Source organism: Pseudomonas sp. yb_5, from assembly GCF_043103865.1.
Classification (GTDB): Bacteria; Pseudomonadota; Gammaproteobacteria; order Pseudomonadales; family Pseudomonadaceae; genus Aquipseudomonas; species Aquipseudomonas putida_Y.
Window position 1 is genome coordinate 1 of the sequence record NZ_JBICKE010000053.1, and the last position, 19119, is coordinate 19119.

At 55.0% G+C, this 19119-nt stretch carries 16 protein-coding genes; all 16 read left to right on the forward strand.

Features of this window, described 5'->3' with window-relative positions:
• Positions 1 to 232: 232 nt before the first annotated feature.
• The gene (gene ihfB / locus ACF8GF_RS07500) at positions 233 to 535 is read left to right on the forward strand and encodes an integration host factor subunit beta (protein WP_010952810.1); all 303 of its coding nucleotides are present in this window, start codon (positions 233 to 235) and stop codon (positions 533 to 535) included.
• A 19-nt stretch (positions 536 to 554) separates the two neighbouring features.
• Positions 555 to 818, forward strand: a complete 264-nt coding sequence (locus ACF8GF_RS07505) for a lipopolysaccharide assembly protein LapA domain-containing protein (protein WP_392460642.1) — start codon at positions 555 to 557, stop codon at positions 816 to 818.
• A gap of 102 nt (positions 819 to 920) precedes the next feature.
• On the forward strand, positions 921 to 2357 hold the full coding sequence (locus tag ACF8GF_RS07510) for an MBL fold metallo-hydrolase RNA specificity domain-containing protein (RefSeq protein ID WP_392488557.1): 1437 nt from the start codon (positions 921 to 923) through the stop codon (positions 2355 to 2357).
• Between the two features lie 303 nt (positions 2358 to 2660).
• Positions 2661 to 4106 (forward strand): sugar transporter, encoded by a 1446-nt coding sequence (locus ACF8GF_RS07515; RefSeq protein WP_392488558.1) that lies wholly within the window; start codon positions 2661 to 2663, stop codon positions 4104 to 4106.
• Between the two features lie 83 nt (positions 4107 to 4189).
• Entirely contained in the window at positions 4190 to 5587 is a 1398-nt protein-coding gene (locus ACF8GF_RS07520; protein ID WP_392488559.1) for a hypothetical protein, read from the forward strand.
• Positions 5584 to 6843, forward strand: a complete 1260-nt coding sequence (locus tag ACF8GF_RS07525) for a glycosyltransferase (RefSeq protein ID WP_392460646.1) — start codon at positions 5584 to 5586, stop codon at positions 6841 to 6843. The genes ACF8GF_RS07520 and ACF8GF_RS07525 overlap by 4 nt, the downstream gene beginning before the upstream one ends.
• Positions 6844 to 6845: 2 nt before the next feature.
• Positions 6846 to 7880, forward strand: coding sequence for a polysaccharide biosynthesis protein (locus ACF8GF_RS07530; protein WP_252461701.1), 1035 nt, complete (start codon positions 6846 to 6848; stop codon positions 7878 to 7880).
• A gap of 3 nt (positions 7881 to 7883) precedes the next feature.
• Entirely contained in the window at positions 7884 to 9002 is a 1119-nt protein-coding gene (locus ACF8GF_RS07535; protein ID WP_252461695.1) for a capsular polysaccharide biosynthesis protein CapF, read from the forward strand.
• A 22-nt stretch (positions 9003 to 9024) separates the two neighbouring features.
• Positions 9025 to 10155, forward strand: a complete 1131-nt coding sequence (wecB, locus tag ACF8GF_RS07540; RefSeq protein WP_252461694.1) for a non-hydrolyzing UDP-N-acetylglucosamine 2-epimerase — start codon at positions 9025 to 9027, stop codon at positions 10153 to 10155.
• 13 nt (positions 10156 to 10168) lie between these two features.
• Positions 10169 to 11425, forward strand: a complete 1257-nt coding sequence (locus tag ACF8GF_RS07545; protein ID WP_392460647.1) for a glycosyltransferase family 4 protein — start codon at positions 10169 to 10171, stop codon at positions 11423 to 11425.
• Between the two features lie 96 nt (positions 11426 to 11521).
• The gene (locus ACF8GF_RS07550) at positions 11522 to 12532 is read left to right on the forward strand and encodes a glycosyltransferase family 4 protein (protein ID WP_392460648.1); all 1011 of its coding nucleotides are present in this window, start codon (positions 11522 to 11524) and stop codon (positions 12530 to 12532) included.
• Positions 12533 to 12626: 94 nt separating this feature from the next.
• Positions 12627 to 14612, forward strand: a complete 1986-nt coding sequence (locus tag ACF8GF_RS07555; RefSeq protein ID WP_392460652.1) for a polysaccharide biosynthesis protein — start codon at positions 12627 to 12629, stop codon at positions 14610 to 14612.
• 42 nt (positions 14613 to 14654) lie between these two features.
• The gene (locus ACF8GF_RS07560) at positions 14655 to 15611 is read left to right on the forward strand and encodes an NAD-dependent epimerase/dehydratase family protein (RefSeq protein ID WP_392488560.1); all 957 of its coding nucleotides are present in this window, start codon (positions 14655 to 14657) and stop codon (positions 15609 to 15611) included.
• Between the two features lie 272 nt (positions 15612 to 15883).
• The gene (rfbB, locus tag ACF8GF_RS07565) at positions 15884 to 16954 is read left to right on the forward strand and encodes a dTDP-glucose 4,6-dehydratase (protein WP_392488561.1); all 1071 of its coding nucleotides are present in this window, start codon (positions 15884 to 15886) and stop codon (positions 16952 to 16954) included.
• A complete protein-coding gene (gene rfbD, locus ACF8GF_RS07570; protein WP_392488562.1) occupies positions 16951 to 17856 on the forward strand; it encodes a dTDP-4-dehydrorhamnose reductase in 906 nt (301 codons plus the stop codon). The genes rfbB and rfbD overlap by 4 nt, the downstream gene beginning before the upstream one ends.
• Positions 17853 to 18734 carry a glucose-1-phosphate thymidylyltransferase RfbA gene (rfbA, locus tag ACF8GF_RS07575; RefSeq protein ID WP_176685070.1) on the forward strand — a complete coding sequence of 294 codons (882 nt, stop codon included), beginning with the start codon at positions 17853 to 17855 and terminating at the stop codon, positions 18732 to 18734. Before rfbD ends, rfbA begins: the two co-directional genes overlap by 4 nt.
• The last annotated feature ends 385 nt before the right edge of the window (positions 18735 to 19119 follow it).

Genomic DNA, 19119 nt, shown 5'->3' on the forward strand with positions numbered 1-19119 from the left:
CGCCTACGCCGATGGCGCCGGACCACGCTAACTTCAGGCTGGCACCCCCATTGTAGGAGCGGGTTCACCCGCGAATCAGGCAGCGCTGGCCTGTCTAAGCGGTAGACCATTCTTGAATTACTTCAATCTTGAATTTTTTTATTAAGTCAAGATCCACCCTGTTCAAATCCTTCCCGGCGTGCTACAAACTGGTTAAGCAATGATCTAGCTGCTTGATAACGAAGGGAAAAATATGACGAAGTCGGAGCTGATCGAACGTATTGTCACCCATCAGGGGCTGCTCTCGTCCAAAGACGTGGAGCTGGCCATCAAGACCATGCTTGAGCAGATGTCACAATGCCTGGCTACCGGCGATCGCATCGAGATCCGCGGTTTTGGCAGCTTCTCGCTGCACTATCGCGCCCCACGCGTAGGCCGTAATCCCAAGACCGGCCAGTCGGTCAGCCTCGAAGGCAAGTTCGTGCCGCATTTCAAACCCGGCAAAGAGTTGCGCGACCGGGTCAATGAAGACGAGCATGAAGAGGCCCACACCTGATTCCCAAAGGAGCAATCTGATGCGTAACTTCAAGCGCGCCCTGGCGGCGGTGTTCGTGCTGCTATTGGCGGCTGTGGTGCTGTTCTTCGTGCTGGAGAACCAGCAAACCGTGTCATTGGTCCTGTTCGGGTGGGCTGCACCCGCCATGCCGGTTGCTGTCCTGGTATTGGCCGCTTTGGTCATTGGCTTGGCAGTCGGGCCGTTGCTGGGGGCCTACGGCGTGCAGCGCAGCAAACGCAAGATCAGGGAGTCTGCTCGTGAGGCGGCACTGAGCGGCAACTAAGGAAATATCCTACACCTACTAAAGAAAGGTTCACCTATGCATGCGTCGGCCGTCATGGAGTAATAGTCCACTTCATTTTCGGTCCAGGCGAGTGTGCGCAGCATGGAATATCCCAGCCTTTCCCATCATGGTGGTACCCGGGGTGTCACTGGGTCCTGCCATCAGTTGCACCTTGATCCCTCCGTTAGCCTGCTGATTGATTGCGGCCTTGAGCAAGGGAATGAGGCGCCGTCGGATGCGGAGACCGCGGCGCTCGGCTTCGATATCCAGGGCATTCAGGCACTGGTTATCACTCATGTCCATCTCGACCATGTTGGGCGCATCCCTGCGCTGCTGGCAGCGGGTTACCGTGGCCCTATCCTGTGCAGCGAGCCCTCAGCCCGGCTGCTGCCGCTGGTACTGGAAGACGCCTACAAGCTGAGTATAAGCAGCAAGCCTGCGCAGGTGGCGCGCTATCTCGATTTCATCCGTGACCTCATCGTGCCGCTGCCCTTCGAGCAGTGGCACACGGTGGTCGAGCGACCAGGTCTTGCCTGCCGTATTCGCCTGCAGCGTGCAGGGCATCTGCTGGGTTCCGCTTATGTCGAGTGCGATATGCAGCATGAGCAAACCAACACCCGGTATGTGTTTTCTGGCGATCTGGGCGCTTGTGGCAACCCGCTGCTGCGCCCGGTGCAGCCCCCGGAGCGTGCTGACGTGCTGGTGCTGGAAAGCACCTACGGCGACCGCCTGCACCCGCAGGCAGGCGACCGCCGCCAGCGACTGGAATACGCCATCGACCGTGCACTTGCCGACAAGGGCACCATCCTGATTCCTGCATTCAGTCTTGGTCGTACCCAGGAGCTGCTGTATGAACTGGAAGATATTCTTCATCGCAAAGCCCTGCTGAACACTACCGGTCCGGCTCCGGACGGGGAGCCGATCGACTGGTCACAGTTGCCCGTCATCCTCGATTCGCCCTTGGCTCAGCGCATCACCGGCGTGTACCGGGAGCTGCACGAATACTGGAATGCAGAAGCCAAGGCGCGTGTTGAAGCGGGGCGCGATCCACTCGGCTTCAGTCAGCTGATCAGCGTGGACACCCATGCCCGCCACCAGCAGGTGGTCAACTACCTCAAGAGCACAGGGCGCCCTGCAATCGTAATCGCCGGCAACGGGATGTGTTCGGGTGGGCGTATCGTCAATTACCTCAAGGCCATGCTGGGGGATCCGCGGCATGAGGTGATGTTTGTGGGGTACCAGGCTAAGGGGACGCCGGGGGCGGTGATACAGGCGAGTGAGGGGGCTGAAGGGTTTGTGCAGGTTGATTTGGATGGGCGGATGTATGAGATCAGGGCCAAAGTGCTGACATTGGCTGGATATGCGGGTCATGCAGATCAGAGAGGGTTGTTGAGGTTTGCTGGGGGGGTATCTCGGCGCGGGGCTCAAGTGATACTTGTGCATGGGGAGCAAGACGCCAAGCGTTCGCTCAGGCATGCGCTTGCTCAATCTATCGAGACAGCCAATATTCTAGCTGAGATCCGCATTCCTGGGGATTGAGTGAGGTCGTGCGTGATTGGAGCGACTCTGCTCGAGTCGTTTATTTTCAATTGGTTAGTGCGCTAATCATTTATGCATATGAATGGCTCGTCGGTTCAAGGGACTGAGAAAAGCGCGGTACTAGAGCGGTTTGATGATGTTGGATTAGCATCGGAAATGAGATCGCCGCCTTCTGTTCCTATCGTGGTATTTCAGCTACTATCCTGAGCTACGTTCTACCGGCGACCCGTTGGTCGAATAGACTCACTGCTGGACGCTACTACCCTGAGGCGAGTTGAGAGGGGTTTGTGAAGGGGATGGTGAGTGGCAATCAGCGTCAGGGGAAATGGGTTTCTTGGGAAGTTTTTATTGTACATTCCGGTTAAATTGTTGCCGGCTTTTCTTACTGTATTTTTTATCTTCTTTTTGTACCGTTTTTTTCCTGAGGATGAATATGTCTCCTACTCGGTGAGTGTCGCCTGTTCGCTGATTGTCGGTCAGTTGAGTGCTATGTGGGTTGGGAACTCTTATGTTTATTATTATTCTTCCTATAGTGATCATAGGGCGTTTTTTTCAAGCTGTCTTTACCTCGTTATAATGTTGGCCCCCTTTGCGGCACTTGTCGCTGGATCGGTTGCAGTACTTTTTTCCTCTGCGAATGACACATTTTTGTGTGTTTTGCTGTTGTGTTTTTCGCAAATGCTCTTCTTTTTCATGTCTTCGGTTTGTCAGGCTGCATTTTTGGTTCGTCAACAGTTACTGGCTGTGGTCTTGCAGGTAGTAGGTCAGTTGGGGATTATTTATTTTTGTTACTCTGATGTGGGCGTGTCGTATACGGATGCCATGCTTGCACTCAGTGGTGGATATGGACTGGCTGCATTGGTCATGTTCGTTGCGGCGGCTGTCAGAATGGGAGTGAACGGCCCTTTGGCGGCTTGTTCGGCGTTCGGCAATGACGTCCGCGCCGTATACAACTATGGTTCCGCGCTGGCACCCTGGATGCTGGGGATGCTGCTGATGGTGGCTGCTGACCGATTTGCGATTGGCGCCTTGAATGTCCCAGGTGGTGATTCGTACCTATCGATGAAGGATCTGTTTGTCGGCGCCGGCGGGTTGCTGAGTATGCCTCTGCTCATGCTTGTGCACCCGCTGATCATCAAACGATTCCGTGATGGTGTTTTTGAAGGTTCACTGATTCAAAGCTCCGTTGGCTTCCTGGTAATTGTTTTTTCCTTGCTGTGGGCTGTTATTGCGCTGGTGGGATTTTCAGTGTTTGAGCAGTTCACCGGCAAGCCAATATCGGCGCCTTTTGGGGCGCTACTGATCGCTTACCTTGGCGTCTTCCTGAACTGCGCTGCGGTTTACACACAAAAACGCCTTGAAGTGCACAGGCGCATGCGGCTGCTGGCCATGTTTTCATTGGCTGCTGCTTTGGTGTCCTTGCTGCTTTCTTATGCGGGCGGGATATTGTTCGGTTTGTATGGTGTGGCGTTGGGTGTGGTGGTGGGGCAGTTGATCTATTTTGGTATCGTCACTGCAACCATCATGAGAAAGGTCAATCTTTACAGGGGGCTGCTGAAGCCGTTTGCCGTGTCGATGCTGGCTTTGATGGTAGGTTACTTACTTCAGGTTGCACTAGATGTCTTCATGGGGGCGGTGGTGTGGTGGGCGCGGGTCTTGGTGTGGGTCCTGATTTTTTCGTTGTTCTCGCTGCTCGTGGTCTGGAAAACTGTGGCTTGGAAAGATTTCATGAGCGCCAGAATGGATTGATGAGTGTTGCGGCTAGCGGTGTTTCTAGGTTGTTGCGACAGAAATAAAATTATGGTTTAAAGGACTTTAGGGGGGGGAGGGGAATGACCGATTCGAATAAGTTTCGAGATTGGCTGTCGGTAAATATTGCGCCAACTATTTTTTTAGTGTCCTATTTTCTGACTGTTGTCCTTGGTAATCTTGTCTACTTAATTCCATCAGCACGCCCGTTTCTGGAGAAAACTCCCTTCACTGCTCGGATATTCGAATTTGATACATTGTTCTCTTCGGGTTTCTGGTTGCTGCTATTGTCACCATTCGTTGTGACGCCGTTGGTAGTCTGGTTGGTGCGGAGGTTCACGCAGCCATTGGTTGCTAGGGTGGTAGGTTTCTTTCCAGAGTTTACCCATTCATCCTATCTAATGCTCTTGCTGCTCTGTTATGGAGTTGTGATATACGCGTTCTGGCAAGCGGAAGCCTTCCGGCTGTTTCTGGCAGGTAGCGATTTTACTTCGAGTGTAGAGGCGCGTTTCGTCATTCGTGAGCGGGTCAGCTTCTTTAGTATGGCCCTGCTGATGTCGAATTTGCACTTCTTGTCTATCTATGGTGCGGTGAAGCTCGTGCGTAAGGGTGGGCTTTGGTGGGGGGGGGTCACACTGCTGAATGCTGTCGTGATCTCAGTGCTTCTGGTTGTCCTGAATATGAAATGGCCCATTCTGATTTTCTATGCGGGCTTGGTACTGGCTGTGTTTGTTTATACACCACGGTATCCATTCGTGAAGGCGGCGGTCGGTATGGTCGCGCTGCTGCTGGTGTATTTTCTGATCTCGGCATTTGTTTACAGGATTTCTCCTCCGGTGCCGGAGCAGGCTGAACAGTCGCAGATCGGCGAGTCTGCGATGGTTGAGCCGCAAGTGTCTGAGGCTGACATAGCCGGTCGCTCGGTAGCCCCTGTACCTGAAAGGGATGAGAAGGAGAGCAAGGGGGCGGATGTCGTGGCATTGAGTGCGGCCATTGGTGGGGAAGTCCCTAAGATGATGTTTCATGCTGTCAATCGTATGGCCATTATCTACCCATATTACTACGAGGTTTTCACCAAGCGGGGACAGGTATGCGGGGGCTTGCTTGCGCAGGCAAAAGTCGGTCAAAAGTGCCGCCCCAGTTACTATATATATACCGAGATATTCAATGATCAGTTCAATGGGCGTGGTACTGCTCCTGCAGCAGTTCACATCACGTCATACGCATTGGGTGGATGGCCTCTGGCTGCCGTCGGTTTGCTATGTGGTTCTGTACTGCTAGGTGTTTTCGCGGCTCTTCCGCTAGGAGGGAGTTCGTTGGCAGGCGCCATTGCTGTTACAGGTGGGGTCATGGGCTATCATCTATCTCAGCTGCCAGGTGAAGGGCCTATTTTTTACGATCATGGCGTTTTCTGGTCGATATTGATGCTGTTCGTATACGCATTGTTCGTAAAAGCTTACCGGGCTATGGTCGCGAAATGAGTGTGGAATCCAAGCGTGCACTGTTGCAAGGGGAGCGCGAAGTCAAGAGCGGCGCGGCAGTGCGCAAAGTCCTGCTGCTGGGCTTTCATGTGGGGGAAGCCTATTTCGAGCGCTACTCCGCCGGTGACAAGTTTCCGCAGGTTGCGGCCTACAAGTTGGAGTCGCGCTTCATTGAAGCGCTCAGGTTGGCTGGGTTGAGGGTTGACACTCTGGCGACTATTGCAGTTTCCACCTTTCCGCGTATCAAGCGAGTCTGGCTACCCGGCAAACTGTTGCCGGGCAACGGGCAGGGGGTGGGGCGTGTCATGCCGTTCGTCAATTTGCCTGTAATCAAAATGCTCACGCGGTGTGTCGGTTCATTCTATGGTCTCTTGCGTATGGGGCGTCGGACTGACGCTATCTGTGTATACGCGGCGCACTCGCCTAATTTGCTGGCTGCCTACTTGTATTCAAAGCTGTGCAAAAAACCTTTCTTTGTATACGTCCCAGACTTGCCATCGTTCATGGATGTGGCCCTTGGGCGTGGCAGGCTTTTAAAGCTATTGAAGAAGCTCGATGCTTCCCTGTTGTCAGGGCTGCTTGCTTCGTCAAATGGCTTGGTGGTAATCAGTCGACCGATGGTCGAAGACTATCCGGCATGGCGCTCCAAGCCCTATATGGTGCTCGAGGGTATATCTTCGTCCTCATCTGGGCCTGTTACCGTGGCGGGGTCGGGCCGCAAGCAGATGATTTTCTACGCCGGTGGGGTCAACCGCTCGTATGGAATTGTCGAGCTGGTGGAGGGTTTTCTTCGATCGGGTATCGACTACGAGCTGGTGCTATGTGGTCGCGGTGATCTGGAGGGCTACTTGACGGATGTTTGCGCTCGGCATGCCTCCGTCAAGTATCTTGGGTTTGTGTCGCCTGAGAGGGTGGCGCAGCTGCAAGGGGCGGCCTCATTGCTGTTGCTGACGCGCAATCCTGCGGAGCGGTATACCCGCTACTCCTTTCCTTCAAAGCTGATTGAATACATGTCTGCTGGTATACCGGTGTTGACGACGCGCCTGGCAGGGATACCAGATGAGTATTTCGACTATATTAATGTTATTGAAGAGTTTTCAATCGATGCGGTTGCGCGCGCGCTCGTCGATTTCAGTGCTGCGGACAAGCAGAATTTGTATGACAAGGCCGCGCGTGGTAAGGTCTGGGTGCTTGAGACTAAGTCAAGTCGCGCCGTCGGAAAACAGCTTGTTGAGTTTATGGAGAATAATAAGTGAGTATATTTTCGGGTAAGGTCTTGCTAGTAACCGGCGGCACAGGCTCATTTGGTAACGCGGTGCTGAAAAGATTTTTGGAAGGCGATATTCGGGAGATCCGTGTTTTTAGTCGCGATGAAAAAAAACAAGATGACATGCGTAAGCGTTATGCGAGTGATAAGTTAAAGTTTTATATTGGTGATGTGCGCGATTATCAGAGTGTTTTAAATGCGACGCGTGGTGTCGACTATATTTATCACGCCGCTGCACTAAAGCAAGTTCCATCATGTGAGTTTCACCCCCTTGAGGCGGTCAAGACGAATGTGTTGGGGACTGAAAACGTACTGGAAGCGGCCATTCAGAATAGCGTCAAGCGCGTCGTCTGCCTGAGTACCGACAAAGCGGTCTACCCTATCAATGCCATGGGTATTTCCAAGGCCATGATGGAAAAGGTAATGGTTGCTAAGTCGCGGAATGTGGATGAAAAGAAGACCGTCATTTGTGGCACTCGTTATGGGAATGTCATGGCTTCGCGTGGTTCGGTGATTCCGCTATTCATCGACCAGATTCGCGCTGGCAAGCCGTTGACACTGACCGATCCCAACATGACGCGCTTCATGATGACTTTGTCCGATGCGGTCGACTTAGTTCTATATGCTTTCGAACATGGCAACAATGGTGATTTGTTCGTACAAAAAGCGCCTGCAGCGACTGTAGATACATTGGCCCGTGCCTTGACCGGGTTGGTGGGTAAGCCAGAACATCCCATTCAGGTGATCGGTACGCGGCACGGCGAAAAGCTCTATGAGGCGTTGCTTAGCCGCGAAGAAATGGCCTGCGCGGAGGACATGGGCGATTACTTCCGTGTACCACCGGACTTGCGGGATTTGAACTATGCCAAGTTTGTCGAAGAGGGAGAAACAAAAATTTCCCGTACCGAAGACTACAACTCGCACAACACTGAGCGCTTGGATGTCGAGGGTATGCAGCGGCTGTTATTGAAGCTGGAATTCATGCAAGCCATCCAGCGCGGTGAGCATGCAACGCCGGAGGAATGACAGATGAAGGTCTTGATCACTGGCGCCAATGGCTTCGTAGGGCAAAACCTGATTGCTCATTTGAATGAGCGTAGCGACGTTGAGATCATGCGCTTTGCCCGGGGAGACTCACTTTCGAGCCTTCCAGGGTTAGTTGCCCAAGCCGACTTTGTTTTCCACCTTGCGGGAGTGAACCGTCCCCAGGACCCCGCAGAGTTCCAGGCCGGAAATGCTGACCTGACACAGGCCCTGTGCGATGCAATAGCCAACTCGGGAAGGAAACCCCCGGTGCTTTACACGTCGTCCATTCAGGCGCTACTGGACAACCCGTACGGCCACAGCAAGCGAGGTGCCGAGCAGGCTCTTCAGTCATTGCAAGGCGAGCACGGTGTGCCTGTGTTTATCTTCCGACTGCCGAACGTATTCGGTAAGTGGTCGCGACCTAATTACAACTCCGCAGTCGCTACCTTCTGCCATAATATCGTGCGCGAATTGCCGGTAACGGTTAATGATCCCGACGCGCCTCTGCAACTTGTCTATATTGATGATGTGATTTCGTCATTCCTCCAAGTCATGGAGGGCACCAAGGAGCAGCAAGGCTTTGTCACTGTCGACCCGGTTTACCAGACCACGGTGGGTGAGTTGGTGCGACAGCTCTACGCATTCAAGGAAAGTCGCGGGTCGATGATCACCGAACCCGTGGGTACGGGCCTAGTACGTGCGCTGTACTCCACTTACCTCAGCTTTGTGCCGGCGGAGCGCTTCACTTATGGATTGCAGAAGCACGAAGATCCCCGTGGTGTCTTCGTCGAAATGCTCAAAACCAAGGATTCAGGGCAGTTTTCGTACTTTACTGCACATCCGGGCGTCACTCGCGGGGGGCATTATCATCATTCGAAAAACGAGAAGTTTCTTGTCATCAAAGGGCGCGCCTGTTTCCGTTTTAGGCATATCGTTTCGAATGCGTTCTACGAGTTGTTCACAACGGGGGACAAGCCTGAAGTTGTGGAAACCGTTCCTGGGTGGAGCCATGACATCACCAACGTGGGCGATGACGAGTTGATCGTGATGCTCTGGGCCAACGAAATTTTCGACCGACAGCTCCCTGACACCTATGCCCGGCCTGTGGGTGCGAAAGCTTGATCTATTGCTTCAGGATCCTAGAATGAAAAAATTGAAAGTGGTAACGGTAGTGGGTACTCGCCCGGAGATTATTCGTCTGTCGCGTGTCATGGCCGCGCTGGATGAGCACTGCGAGCATGTACTGGTGCATACCGGTCAAAATTATGACTACGAGCTCAATGAGATCTTTTTCCAGGATCTTGGTATTCGAAAACCAGACCATTTTTTGAATGCGGCAGGTGCTACAGGCGCGGAAACTATTGGCAATGTGATCATTGCCGTCGACCGGGTGCTGGCGGAAGTGCAGCCTGAAGTACTGCTTGTGTTGGGGGATACCAACAGTTGTATGAGCGTGCTCCCCGCTAAGCGCCGCAAGATTCCGACATTCCATATGGAGGCGGGTAATCGCTGTTTCGACATGCGCGTCCCCGAGGAAATCAATCGCCGGATTGTCGACCACACCGCTGACATTAACCTGACATACAGTACGATTGCCCGTGACTATTTGCTGAGCGAAGGGCTACCGGCTGATCGGGTAATCAAGACTGGCAGCCCTATGTTCGAAGTTCTTAACTATTACCGTGAAGGTATCGAACAGTCAGATGTGCTGAGCCGCCTTGACCTTGAACGCAATAAGTTCTTCGTGGTCAGTGCACATCGGGAAGAAAATATAGACTCCGACAAGAATTTCTTAAAACTGGTTGATACATTGAATACGGTTGCCGAGCATTTCGATCTGCCAGTCATCGTCTCGACCCATCCGCGGACGCAAAAACGCGTGAGTGCCATGGGGGTAACGTTCCATAAAAATGTGCAACTGCTCAAGCCACTGGGCTTTAAGGACTACAACAAACTACAGTTGGAAGCTAAGGCTGTTTTGTCAGACAGCGGCACGATCAATGAAGAGTCCTCCATTCTCAACTTCCCCGCGTTGAATATTCGTGAAGCACACGAGCGCCCTGAGGGAATGGAGGAGGCGGCAGTCATGATGGTTGGGCTTGAAGTCGAACGTGTCATGCAAGGATTGGCCATTCTCGAGTCACAGGCACGCGGGAAGCAGCGCAGCTTGCGTCTTGTCGCGGATTACAGTATGCCGAACGTCGCTGACAAAGTTGTTCGTATCCTGCACAGCTACACGGATTATGTGAATCGCATTGTCTGGAAACAGTATTGATCGAGTAGTCGGTATGGCTGACAACAGGTTGCGGGTTCTTCTCGTTACACAATATTTTTGGCCTGAAAATATGCGGATCAATGACATGGTTCGCTATTTTACTGAGCAGGGGCATGAAGTCACAGTTTTGACGGGTTTGCCCAACTATCCAGAGGGTGAGGTTTTTGAGGCGTACCGTGAAAAGCCCGAGTATTTTAAGGAGTTTCAGGGGGCTGAGATTATCCGGGTACCTCTGGTGCCGCGAGGTTCGGGAAAGCTGACCCTGGCGCTGAATTACCTGTCGTTCTTCATCAGTGCCTCGACGGTGGGTGCCTACAAGCTGAAAGGGCGTCAATTTGACGCCATCTTCATGAATGCAGTTTCGCCAATCATGGCGGCCATCCCAGCTATCGTGATCGGTCGGCTGAAGCGGACCCCTGTATTTGTCTGGGTGCTGGACCTATGGCCGGAGTCCCTGAGTTTTGTCGGAGTGGTCAAGAATCCAAAGCTCATTGCCATGGTCGGTAAGGTCGTGTCATGGATATACAATCGTACCGACTATCTGCTGGTGCAGTCTCATGCCTTTGTCGAGGACGTAAAAAGATATTGCACCAAGCGTATGCCGGACGAGCGCCTGATCTATTTCCCTAGTTGGGCAGAGGACGACTTTTCTGCGTCGGTATCGCCTCAGTCGTCCCTAATTGACAGGCAGGCTGATGTATTCACCATCGTTTATGCTGGCAATTTAGGTGAGACTCAGGGCTTTCCTTCGATACTGGATGCAGCTGAAGAGCTCCGTGACCAGGCCGCTATCCGTTGGGTGATTGTGGGTGATGGGCGCATGGGCAACTGGATTGCTGAGCAGATTGCACTCAGACAGTTGGACAATGTTTTGCTGTTGGGGCGGCACCCGCTAGAAGAAATGCCTGCATTGTTCGCGCAGGCAGATGCGTTACTCGTTTCGCTGAAGACCAACGACATCATCGCCAAGACCATCCCAGGCAAGGTGCAGACCTACCTTGCTTCGGGGAGGCCATTGATAGGGGCGGTGGACGGCGAAGCGGCGAGGGTCATCAGGGAGTCCGGGGCTGGGTTGGCTTGTCCTTCTGGTGATGGCAAGGCGCTATCCCGGATAGTACTCGAACTGGCAAGCGCTGATGTGGAGAAGCGGGATGAGATGGGGCGCAGCGGTCGCCTGTATTACGAGCAGAACTTTTCGCGTACCAAGCTCATGAAAAAGCTGGAAGCATTGATGTATGCCGCCACCTTGCGCCGGGGGGCGCCATCATGATGTGAGTGATTGCAAACGTGAGGATGTTGTTGTCGCGCGTTGGGCCGACAGCACCATTCCAGTTATACGCTTCCAGAACAATCAGGAATTATAACAATGAGTCAGTGGTGGATGGTTCCACTCGTGGTTATCGCTTCCTTGCTGATGACTGCGGGTTTGAGGCGTTATGCCTTGGCGAAAAGCATCTTGGATATCCCTAATGCACGCAGCTCGCATGTCATCCCTACGCCTCGGGGTGGTGGGGTTGCCATTGTCGTTTCATTCATCGCTGTGCTTGCCTTTCTTGGCTTCCAGGGTAACGAAAGTGCTCGGGCGCTACTGGCGTTGGCTGGTGCAGGTGGCCTTGTGGCCATCATAGGCTTCATGGACGACCATGGGCATATCGCTGCCAGGTGGCGGTTGCTTGGTCATTTCATTGCAGCGTTCTGGGCGCTTTACTGGCTCGGTGGACTTGCTCCACTCAGTGTGTTCTCGTGGACCCTAGAGCTGGGTGTGTTTGGCACGGTCCTCGCGGCTATCTACCTTGTATGGATGCTGAACCTGTACAACTTCATGGATGGCATCGATGGTATCGCCAGCGTCGAGGCCATTTGCGTTTGTATCGGCGCCTGCCTGACTTACTGGTTGGCTGGGCACACGCATTTGATGACCCTCCCGCTGTTGCTCGCTATGGCAGTATTGGGTTTTCTCTTCTGGAATTTTCCTCCCGCGCGTATTTTCATGGGAGATGCTGGAAGTGGCTTTCTGGGAATCGTGCTAGGTGTATTGTCACTGCAAGCTGCCTGGGCCTCGTCCCAGTTGTTCTGGTGCTGGCTGATCCTGCTGGGCGTCTTTGTGGTTGATGCGACCTTTACACTCCTGCGGCGTCTGTCGAGGGGAGAAAAGCTCTATGAGGCGCATCGCAGCCATGCCTATCAGTTTGCGTCCCGACGATATGGCAGACACCTCCCGGTAACTGTCGGCGTCGCGGTATTGAATCTATTCTGGCTTCTACCCATTGCGTTGTGCGTGGCGTTATTTGATCTGGAAGGTGTCGTCGGCGTGTTGATCGCTTATGTGCCATTGGTAGGTATTGCTTTTGCCTATAAGGCTGGCAGTGCCGAGTGAGTTCTCCGAGTTGCCCACTGAAACCCAGGGGCAATTGGTTAATCCGTGGATTAGACAGGGGGCAGTGAAGGTGTTCGACGGGATTCTGGACAAGATGCGGGCTTCTCTGCTGGGATTGCCTCGCCGTTATAAACGTATGCTCCAGGTCTTGACTGATGTCTTTCTGGTCTGGGCGGCTTTGTGGCTTGCGTTTCTGGTGCGGCTTGGAATTGACGAGATCGCGGACCCTATCAAGGACCACCTGTGGTTGTTCTTGTGCGCCCCAGTTATCTCGATACCTTTGTTTATTCGTTTCGGTATGTATCGCGCGGTCATGCGCTACTTCGGTAATGACGCGCTCATCGTGATCATCAAGGCCGTGACACTATCGTCGTTGATTCTCGGGGTAGCGGTGTATTGGTATAGCGGGCACCAGAATGTGGTGCCGCGTTCGATCATATTCAATTTTTGGTGGCTGAGCCTGATCATGGTTGGGGGGTTGCGCCTTGCCATGCGTCAGTATTTTCTGGGTGACTGGTATGCCGCCACCCAGCATGTACCGTTCGCCCAGCGCGATGATGGGCTTCCTAGGGTCGCGATTTATGGGGCAGGCGCGGCAGGTAACCAGTTGGCGGCCGCATTGCGCCAAGGTAAAGTCATGCGACCGGTTGCGTTCATCGATGATGACGACAGCATTTCAAACCAGGTAATTTCTGGTCTACAGGTATTCACGCCTGCCCATATCGAACGCATGATCGAACTAACGAGTGCGCAGGAGATCCTGCTAGCCATTCCTTCCGTATCTAGGGGGCGTAGGCGAGAAATTCTTGGGTTTCTGGAGCGCTTTCCACTGCATGTGCGCAGTATCCCAGGTATCGTGGACCTTGCTAGCGGCCGCGTCCAGGTCGATGACATTCAAGAGGTAGACATTGCAGACCTGCTGGGGCGTGACTCCGTCCCGGCCCAGGAAGACCTGCTCGCGCATTGTGTCGCAGGTCAAACGGTCATGGTTACGGGAGCCGGTGGATCTATCGGGTCGGAGCTATGCCGGCAGATTCTGGGGCTGGAACCCAAAGTGCTGCTGCTGTATGAGCATAGCGAATTTAACCTCTACAACATTCTCCAAGAGCTTGAACAGCGAGTGGAGCATGGATCTCTGTCGGTACGACTTTTGCCGATATTGGGGTCGGTGCGCAATCCGGCCCAGTTGTTCGATATCATGAAAACCTGGTCGGTGGACACGGTCTATCATGCGGCCGCCTATAAGCATGTTCCGCTGGTCGAGCATAATATCGCCGAAGGTGTGCTGAATAACGTCATCGGAACCCTCAATACAGCGCAGTCGGCACTCAAGGCGGGTGTGGCAAATTTTGTGCTGATTTCCACCGACAAAGCAGTACGCCCAACTAATGTCATGGGCAGTACCAAGCGTCTTGCTGAAATGACGTTGCAGGCACTGAGCCAGGAGTTGGCGCCTGTATTGTTTGGCGAAACCGATAATGTTTCGAGGGTCAACAAGACCCGTTTCACCATGGTCCGATTCGGCAACGTGCTGGGATCGTCAGGGTCTGTTATCCCCTTGTTCTACAAGCAGATCAAGGCCGGTGGCCCTCTGACTGTCACTCACCCTAAGATCACTCGCTATTTCATGACCATTCCCGAGGCTGCCCAATTAGTCATCCAGGCCGGTTCGATGGGGAAGGGCGGAGATGTGTTCGTGCTAGACATGGGGGAGCCAGTTCGGATCGTGGAACTGGCTGAAAAGATGATCCATTTGTCTGGATTGAGCATTCGTTCCGACCGCGAGCCGCATGGTGATATTGCAATCCAGTTCAGCGGATTGCGCCCGGGTGAAAAGCTCTATGAGGAGTTGCTCATTGGCGATAGTGTGGTGGCAACACGGCACCCTATGATCATGAGCGCTAGCGAAGACTACCTGCCTTGGGAAGTACTTAAACCAAGGCTCGCACAGCTGTTGTCAGCGATTGAGAAGGATGACTATGTTCTTGTCCGGCAGCTGCTGCGCGAAACAGTCATTGGCTATGCCCCTGAGGGTGATATTGTCGACTGGATTCACGTCCAACGGCGCCAGGAACCCTGATAGGGCTATTGCTATGGGCGGTCGAGTAATCAAGGAGCCAGCATGCATGTTTTAGTGACCGGTGCGAAAGGTTTTGTTGGCGGCGCCGTATTGAGCCGGTTTCAAAAGGAGACCGATGTCGAACTGACCGCTGCTGTACGCAAGCTCCCTTCCTCGATAGACGGTAAGGCCAGTTTCGTTGCGGTCGGCAACATTAGCTCAGAAACCGATTGGTCACAGGCTCTTCAGGGTGTTGATGTGGTCGTTCATCTGGCTGCACGTGCCCATGTACTGAATGACATGCAGGCCGACCCACTAGCTGAGTTCAGGCGGGTGAACGTGGAAGGGGCGGTTAAGTTGTTGCGGCAAGCCATAGACAATCACGTCAAGCGTTTCGTATTTATCAGTTCGATTGGTGTGAATGGCAATTTCACAACGGGCGAGCCATTTTCCGAGCATTCCATACCTGCGCCGCATGCTAACTATGCGTTGTCAAAGCTCGAGGCTGAGGAGGCTCTGAAGGCACTCGCGGCATCAAGCGGTATCGAACTGGTCATAGTCCGGCCGCCCTTGGTTTACGCGGCGCATGCGCCAGGCAATTTCGCTAGGTTGTTGAAGCTGATTGACTTGGGTATTCCTCTGCCTTTTGCCTGCGTAAGGAATAGCCGCAGTATGGTCGCACTGGAGAACCTGGCCGACTTCATCGCTTGCTGTGCCCGGCATCCAGCTGCGGCGGGAGAAACGTTCTTGGTTTGCGATTTTGAAGATGTCTCACTGAAGGAGCTGCTTGAGCTGCTGGCGCGTGGTATGGACAAGCGTCTGATTCAACTGCCGGTTCCTCCCGCATTGATTGGCTGGGCAGCGGGGCTGATTGGCAAGCAGAACCTCTATACGCAGCTTTGTAGGTCGCTACAGATTGACTCCACCAAGAGCCGGCAACTGCTAGCCTGGACGCCGCCAGTTAGTGCCCAGGCAGCACTTATCGATACTGGGCGCAGGTTCCGCCAGTCCAACCGGTAACAAGTATCTCGACCATTGCCAGCCGCGGGGGGTAATTTCTTTGCCAAGGGCGATAACCTCCAGCTTTCGTTCTCTTTGGCGACCGTTAATCCTAGGTTTTTCTCTCGTCGTTCTGGCGGCGCCTCAAGATGCTCTTCTGGCAGTGATCAAGACACGTCCCCTCGGTCACAGTTAAATCTCACGTTGCCATCGTCTTCACTCTCGAATCAACCGCCGACAGTCTAGAATCCTGAAAGTGGAAGAGCAGACCCTGACAACGGAAGCAGACAAACATGACCATTCTGGTAACCGGCGGTGCAGGCTTTATCGGGGCGAACTTCGTTTTGGACTGGCTGGCCGGCGATGACGAACCCGTGGTCAACCTGGACAAACTCACCTATGCAGGCAATCTGCAGACCCTGAGCAGCCTGCAGGGCGACAAGCGCCATATCTTTGTGCATGGCGACATTGCCGATAGCGGGCTGGTCGCGGAGTTACTGCATGCCCATCAGCCCCGCGCCATCATCAACTTTGCCGCCGAATCTCATGTCGACCGCTCGATCCATGGCCCGCAAGCCTTTATCGAAACCAACGTCGTCGGCACGTTCCACCTGCTGGAAGCCGTGCGTGCATACTGGGGCGGCCTGAGTGAACCGGCGCGGCAGGCATTCCGCTTCCTGCATGTGTCTACCGACGAAGTGTATGGCTCGCTGGCTGCCGACGAAGCGGCCTTCACTGAAACCCATCCGTACCAGCCTAACAGCCCGTACTCGGCCAGCAAGGCTGCCAGCGACCACTTGGTCCGTTCGTATTTCCATACCTACGGCCTGCCGGTGCTGACCACCAATTGCTCCAACAATTACGGCCCTTACCACTTCCCGGAAAAGCTCATCCCGCTGATGATCGTCAACGCCTTGGCCGGCAAGCCATTGCCGGTGTATGGCGACGGTCAGCAGATTCGCGACTGGTTGTACGTAAAAGACCACTGCAGCGCCATCCGCCGCGTGCTGGAAGCCGGCAAAACCGGTGAGGTTTATAACGTCGGGGGCTGGAATGAAAAGCCCAACCTGGAAATCGTCAACCGCGTTTGTGCGCTGCTGGACGAACTGCACCCTCGCACCGACGGCAAGCCGTACGCCGAACAGATCACCTACGTAAGCGACCGTCCCGGCCACGACCGCCGTTACGCCATCGATGCCCGCAAGCTGGAGCAGGAGCTTGGCTGGAAGCCTGCGGAAACCTTCGAAACCGGCATCCGCAAAACCGTGGCCTGGTACCTCGACAACCAGGACTGGGTGCAGAACGTGCAGTCTGGCAGCTACCGCGACTGGGTTGAAAAAAACTACGCAGGGCGTTCTGCATGAAGGTGCTGCTACTGGGCAAGGACGGTCAGGTAGGCTGGGAACTGCAACGCAGCCTGGCCCCACTGGGGCAGTTGCTGGCGCTGAACGCTCGCAGCCAGGCGTACTGTGGCGACCTGGGCAACTTGCCGGGCCTGGCCGAAACGGTCCGGGTCTACGCCCCCGATGTCATCGTCAATGCGGCGGCCTACACCGCCGTGGACAAAGCCGAGAGTGACCGTGAGCAAGCCTTCAAGGTAAACGCCGACGCTGTCGGCGTGCTGGCCCGCGCTGCCGCTGACAGTGGCGCACTGCTGGTGCATTACTCCACCGACTATGTGTTTCCGGGGCAGGGCACCCAGCCCTGGCGCGAAGACGACGCCGTTGACCCACTGAATACTTATGGCGCCAGCAAGCTGGCTGGCGAGCAAGCCATCCAGGCTGCCGGTTGCCAGCACCTGATTTTTCGCACCTGCTGGGTGTATGCCGCACGCGGCAACAACTTCGCCAAAACCATGCTGCGCCTGGCTGCGGAGCGTGACAGCCTGGGCGTGATCGATGACCAGCACGGTGCCCCGACAGGCGCCGAACTGATTGCCGACATCACCGCCCACGCCATTGTCGCCACCCGCCGCAACCCATCCCTGGCTGGCCTGTACCACCTGGCTGCGGGTGGGGAAACCACCTGGTGCGGCTATGCCCGTTACGTACTGGAGCAAGCGGCGGTCCATGGCGTGCCGCTGAAAGCTCATGCCGAACACGTCACCCCATTGACCACAGAGGCCTACCCGACGCCGGCCATGCGGCCGGCCAACTCGCGTCTAGATACCCATAAACTGCAGAAGGCCTTTGCCCTGACCCTGCCAGACTGGCGCCTGGGTGTGGCTCGCATGCTGACGGAAATCTACGAGAAAGGACCACTATGAAGCGTAAAGGCATCATTCTGGCGGGTGGGTCGGGTACCCGCCTGCACCCGGCGACCCTGGCAATTTCCAAGCAACTGTTGCCGGTGTACGACAAGCCGATGATCTATTACCCGTTGACCACACTGATGCTGGCGGGCATTCACGACATCCTGATCATCTCCACCCCGCAGGACACCCCGCGCTTCGAGCAGCTGCTGGGCAACGGCCACCGCTGGGGCATCAACATCACCTACGCCGTGCAGCCATCTCCGGACGGCCTGGCCCAGGCGTTCCTGATTGGCGAAGACTTCATCGGCAACGCCCCCACCGCGCTGGTGCTGGGTGACAACATCTATTACGGCCACGACTTCCAGCAGTTGCTGCGCAGCGCGATGGACCGCCAAGGCAGCGCCAGCGTGTTCGCCTATCACGTGCAAGATCCTGAACGTTATGGCGTGGTCGAATTCGACGGGCAGGGTAATGCCATCAGCCTGGAAGAGAAACCGGCCAAACCCAAGTCCAACTACGCCGTGACTGGGTTGTACTTCTACGACAATGACGTGATCGAGATTGCCAAAAGCATTCGGCCATCTGCGCGTGGTGAGCTGGAGATTACCGACGTCAATCGCGCGTACCTGGAACAGCACCGTTTGTCGGTGGAGATCATGGGGCGCGGGTATGCCTGGCTGGATACCGGAACGCATGACTCGCTGCTTGAGGCAAGTGGGTATATCGCGACGATCGAGCGGCGGCAAGGGCTGAAGGTAGCATGCCCGGAAGAGGTGGCATTCCGGCAGGGGTGGATCGATGCCCAGCAGTTGGAAACGCTGGCAGCACCGCTGGCCAAGAACGGTTATGGCCAGTATCTGCTGCGTTTGATTCAAGGCACGGTTTATTGAGGTAACAACCTAGGGGCGGAACCGCCATGCCACGGGCGGTTCAACCCGCGAAAAGGCCGGGCCTGCTGGTCAAATTCCCCCGGTCATTCACCGTTGCCGCCGCCACCGTATTCGCGGGTAAACCCGCTCCTACGCCTGGCATGTCGGGGGTTGGGCACGGGCCGCCGTAGGAGCGGGTTCACCCGCGAAAGGGCCGGGCCTGCTGGCCAATCTCCTTCGGTCATTCACCGTCGCAGCCGCCACCGTATTCGCGGGTAAACCCGCTCCTATGCCTGGCATGTCGGGGGTTGGGCACGGGCCGCCGTAGGAGCGGGTTCACCCGCGAAAGGGCCGGGCCTGCTGGCCAATCTCCTTCGGCCATTCACCGTCGCAGCCGCCACCGTAT

Excerpts from the sequence above, each read along its gene's own strand:
- ihfB (WP_010952810.1), top strand. The coding sequence starts at position 233 with ATGACGAAGTCGGAGCTGATCGAACGTATTGTCACCCATCAGGGGCTG.
- ACF8GF_RS07505 (WP_392460642.1), top strand. The coding sequence starts at position 555 with ATGCGTAACTTCAAGCGCGCCCTGGCGGCGGTGTTCGTGCTGCTATTG.
- ACF8GF_RS07510 (WP_392488557.1), top strand. The coding sequence starts at position 921 with ATGGAATATCCCAGCCTTTCCCATCATGGTGGTACCCGGGGTGTCACT.
- ACF8GF_RS07520 (WP_392488559.1), top strand. The coding sequence starts at position 4,190 with ATGACCGATTCGAATAAGTTTCGAGATTGGCTGTCGGTAAATATTGCG.
- ACF8GF_RS07525 (WP_392460646.1), top strand. The coding sequence starts at position 5,584 with ATGAGTGTGGAATCCAAGCGTGCACTGTTGCAAGGGGAGCGCGAAGTC.
- ACF8GF_RS07535 (WP_252461695.1), top strand. The coding sequence starts at position 7,884 with ATGAAGGTCTTGATCACTGGCGCCAATGGCTTCGTAGGGCAAAACCTG.
- wecB (WP_252461694.1), top strand. The coding sequence starts at position 9,025 with ATGAAAAAATTGAAAGTGGTAACGGTAGTGGGTACTCGCCCGGAGATT.
- ACF8GF_RS07545 (WP_392460647.1), top strand. The coding sequence starts at position 10,169 with ATGGCTGACAACAGGTTGCGGGTTCTTCTCGTTACACAATATTTTTGG.
- ACF8GF_RS07550 (WP_392460648.1), top strand. The coding sequence starts at position 11,522 with ATGAGTCAGTGGTGGATGGTTCCACTCGTGGTTATCGCTTCCTTGCTG.
- ACF8GF_RS07555 (WP_392460652.1), top strand. The coding sequence starts at position 12,627 with ATGCGGGCTTCTCTGCTGGGATTGCCTCGCCGTTATAAACGTATGCTC.
- ACF8GF_RS07560 (WP_392488560.1), top strand. The coding sequence starts at position 14,655 with ATGCATGTTTTAGTGACCGGTGCGAAAGGTTTTGTTGGCGGCGCCGTA.
- rfbB (WP_392488561.1), top strand. The coding sequence starts at position 15,884 with ATGACCATTCTGGTAACCGGCGGTGCAGGCTTTATCGGGGCGAACTTC.
- rfbD (WP_392488562.1), top strand. The coding sequence starts at position 16,951 with ATGAAGGTGCTGCTACTGGGCAAGGACGGTCAGGTAGGCTGGGAACTG.
- rfbA (WP_176685070.1), top strand. The coding sequence starts at position 17,853 with ATGAAGCGTAAAGGCATCATTCTGGCGGGTGGGTCGGGTACCCGCCTG.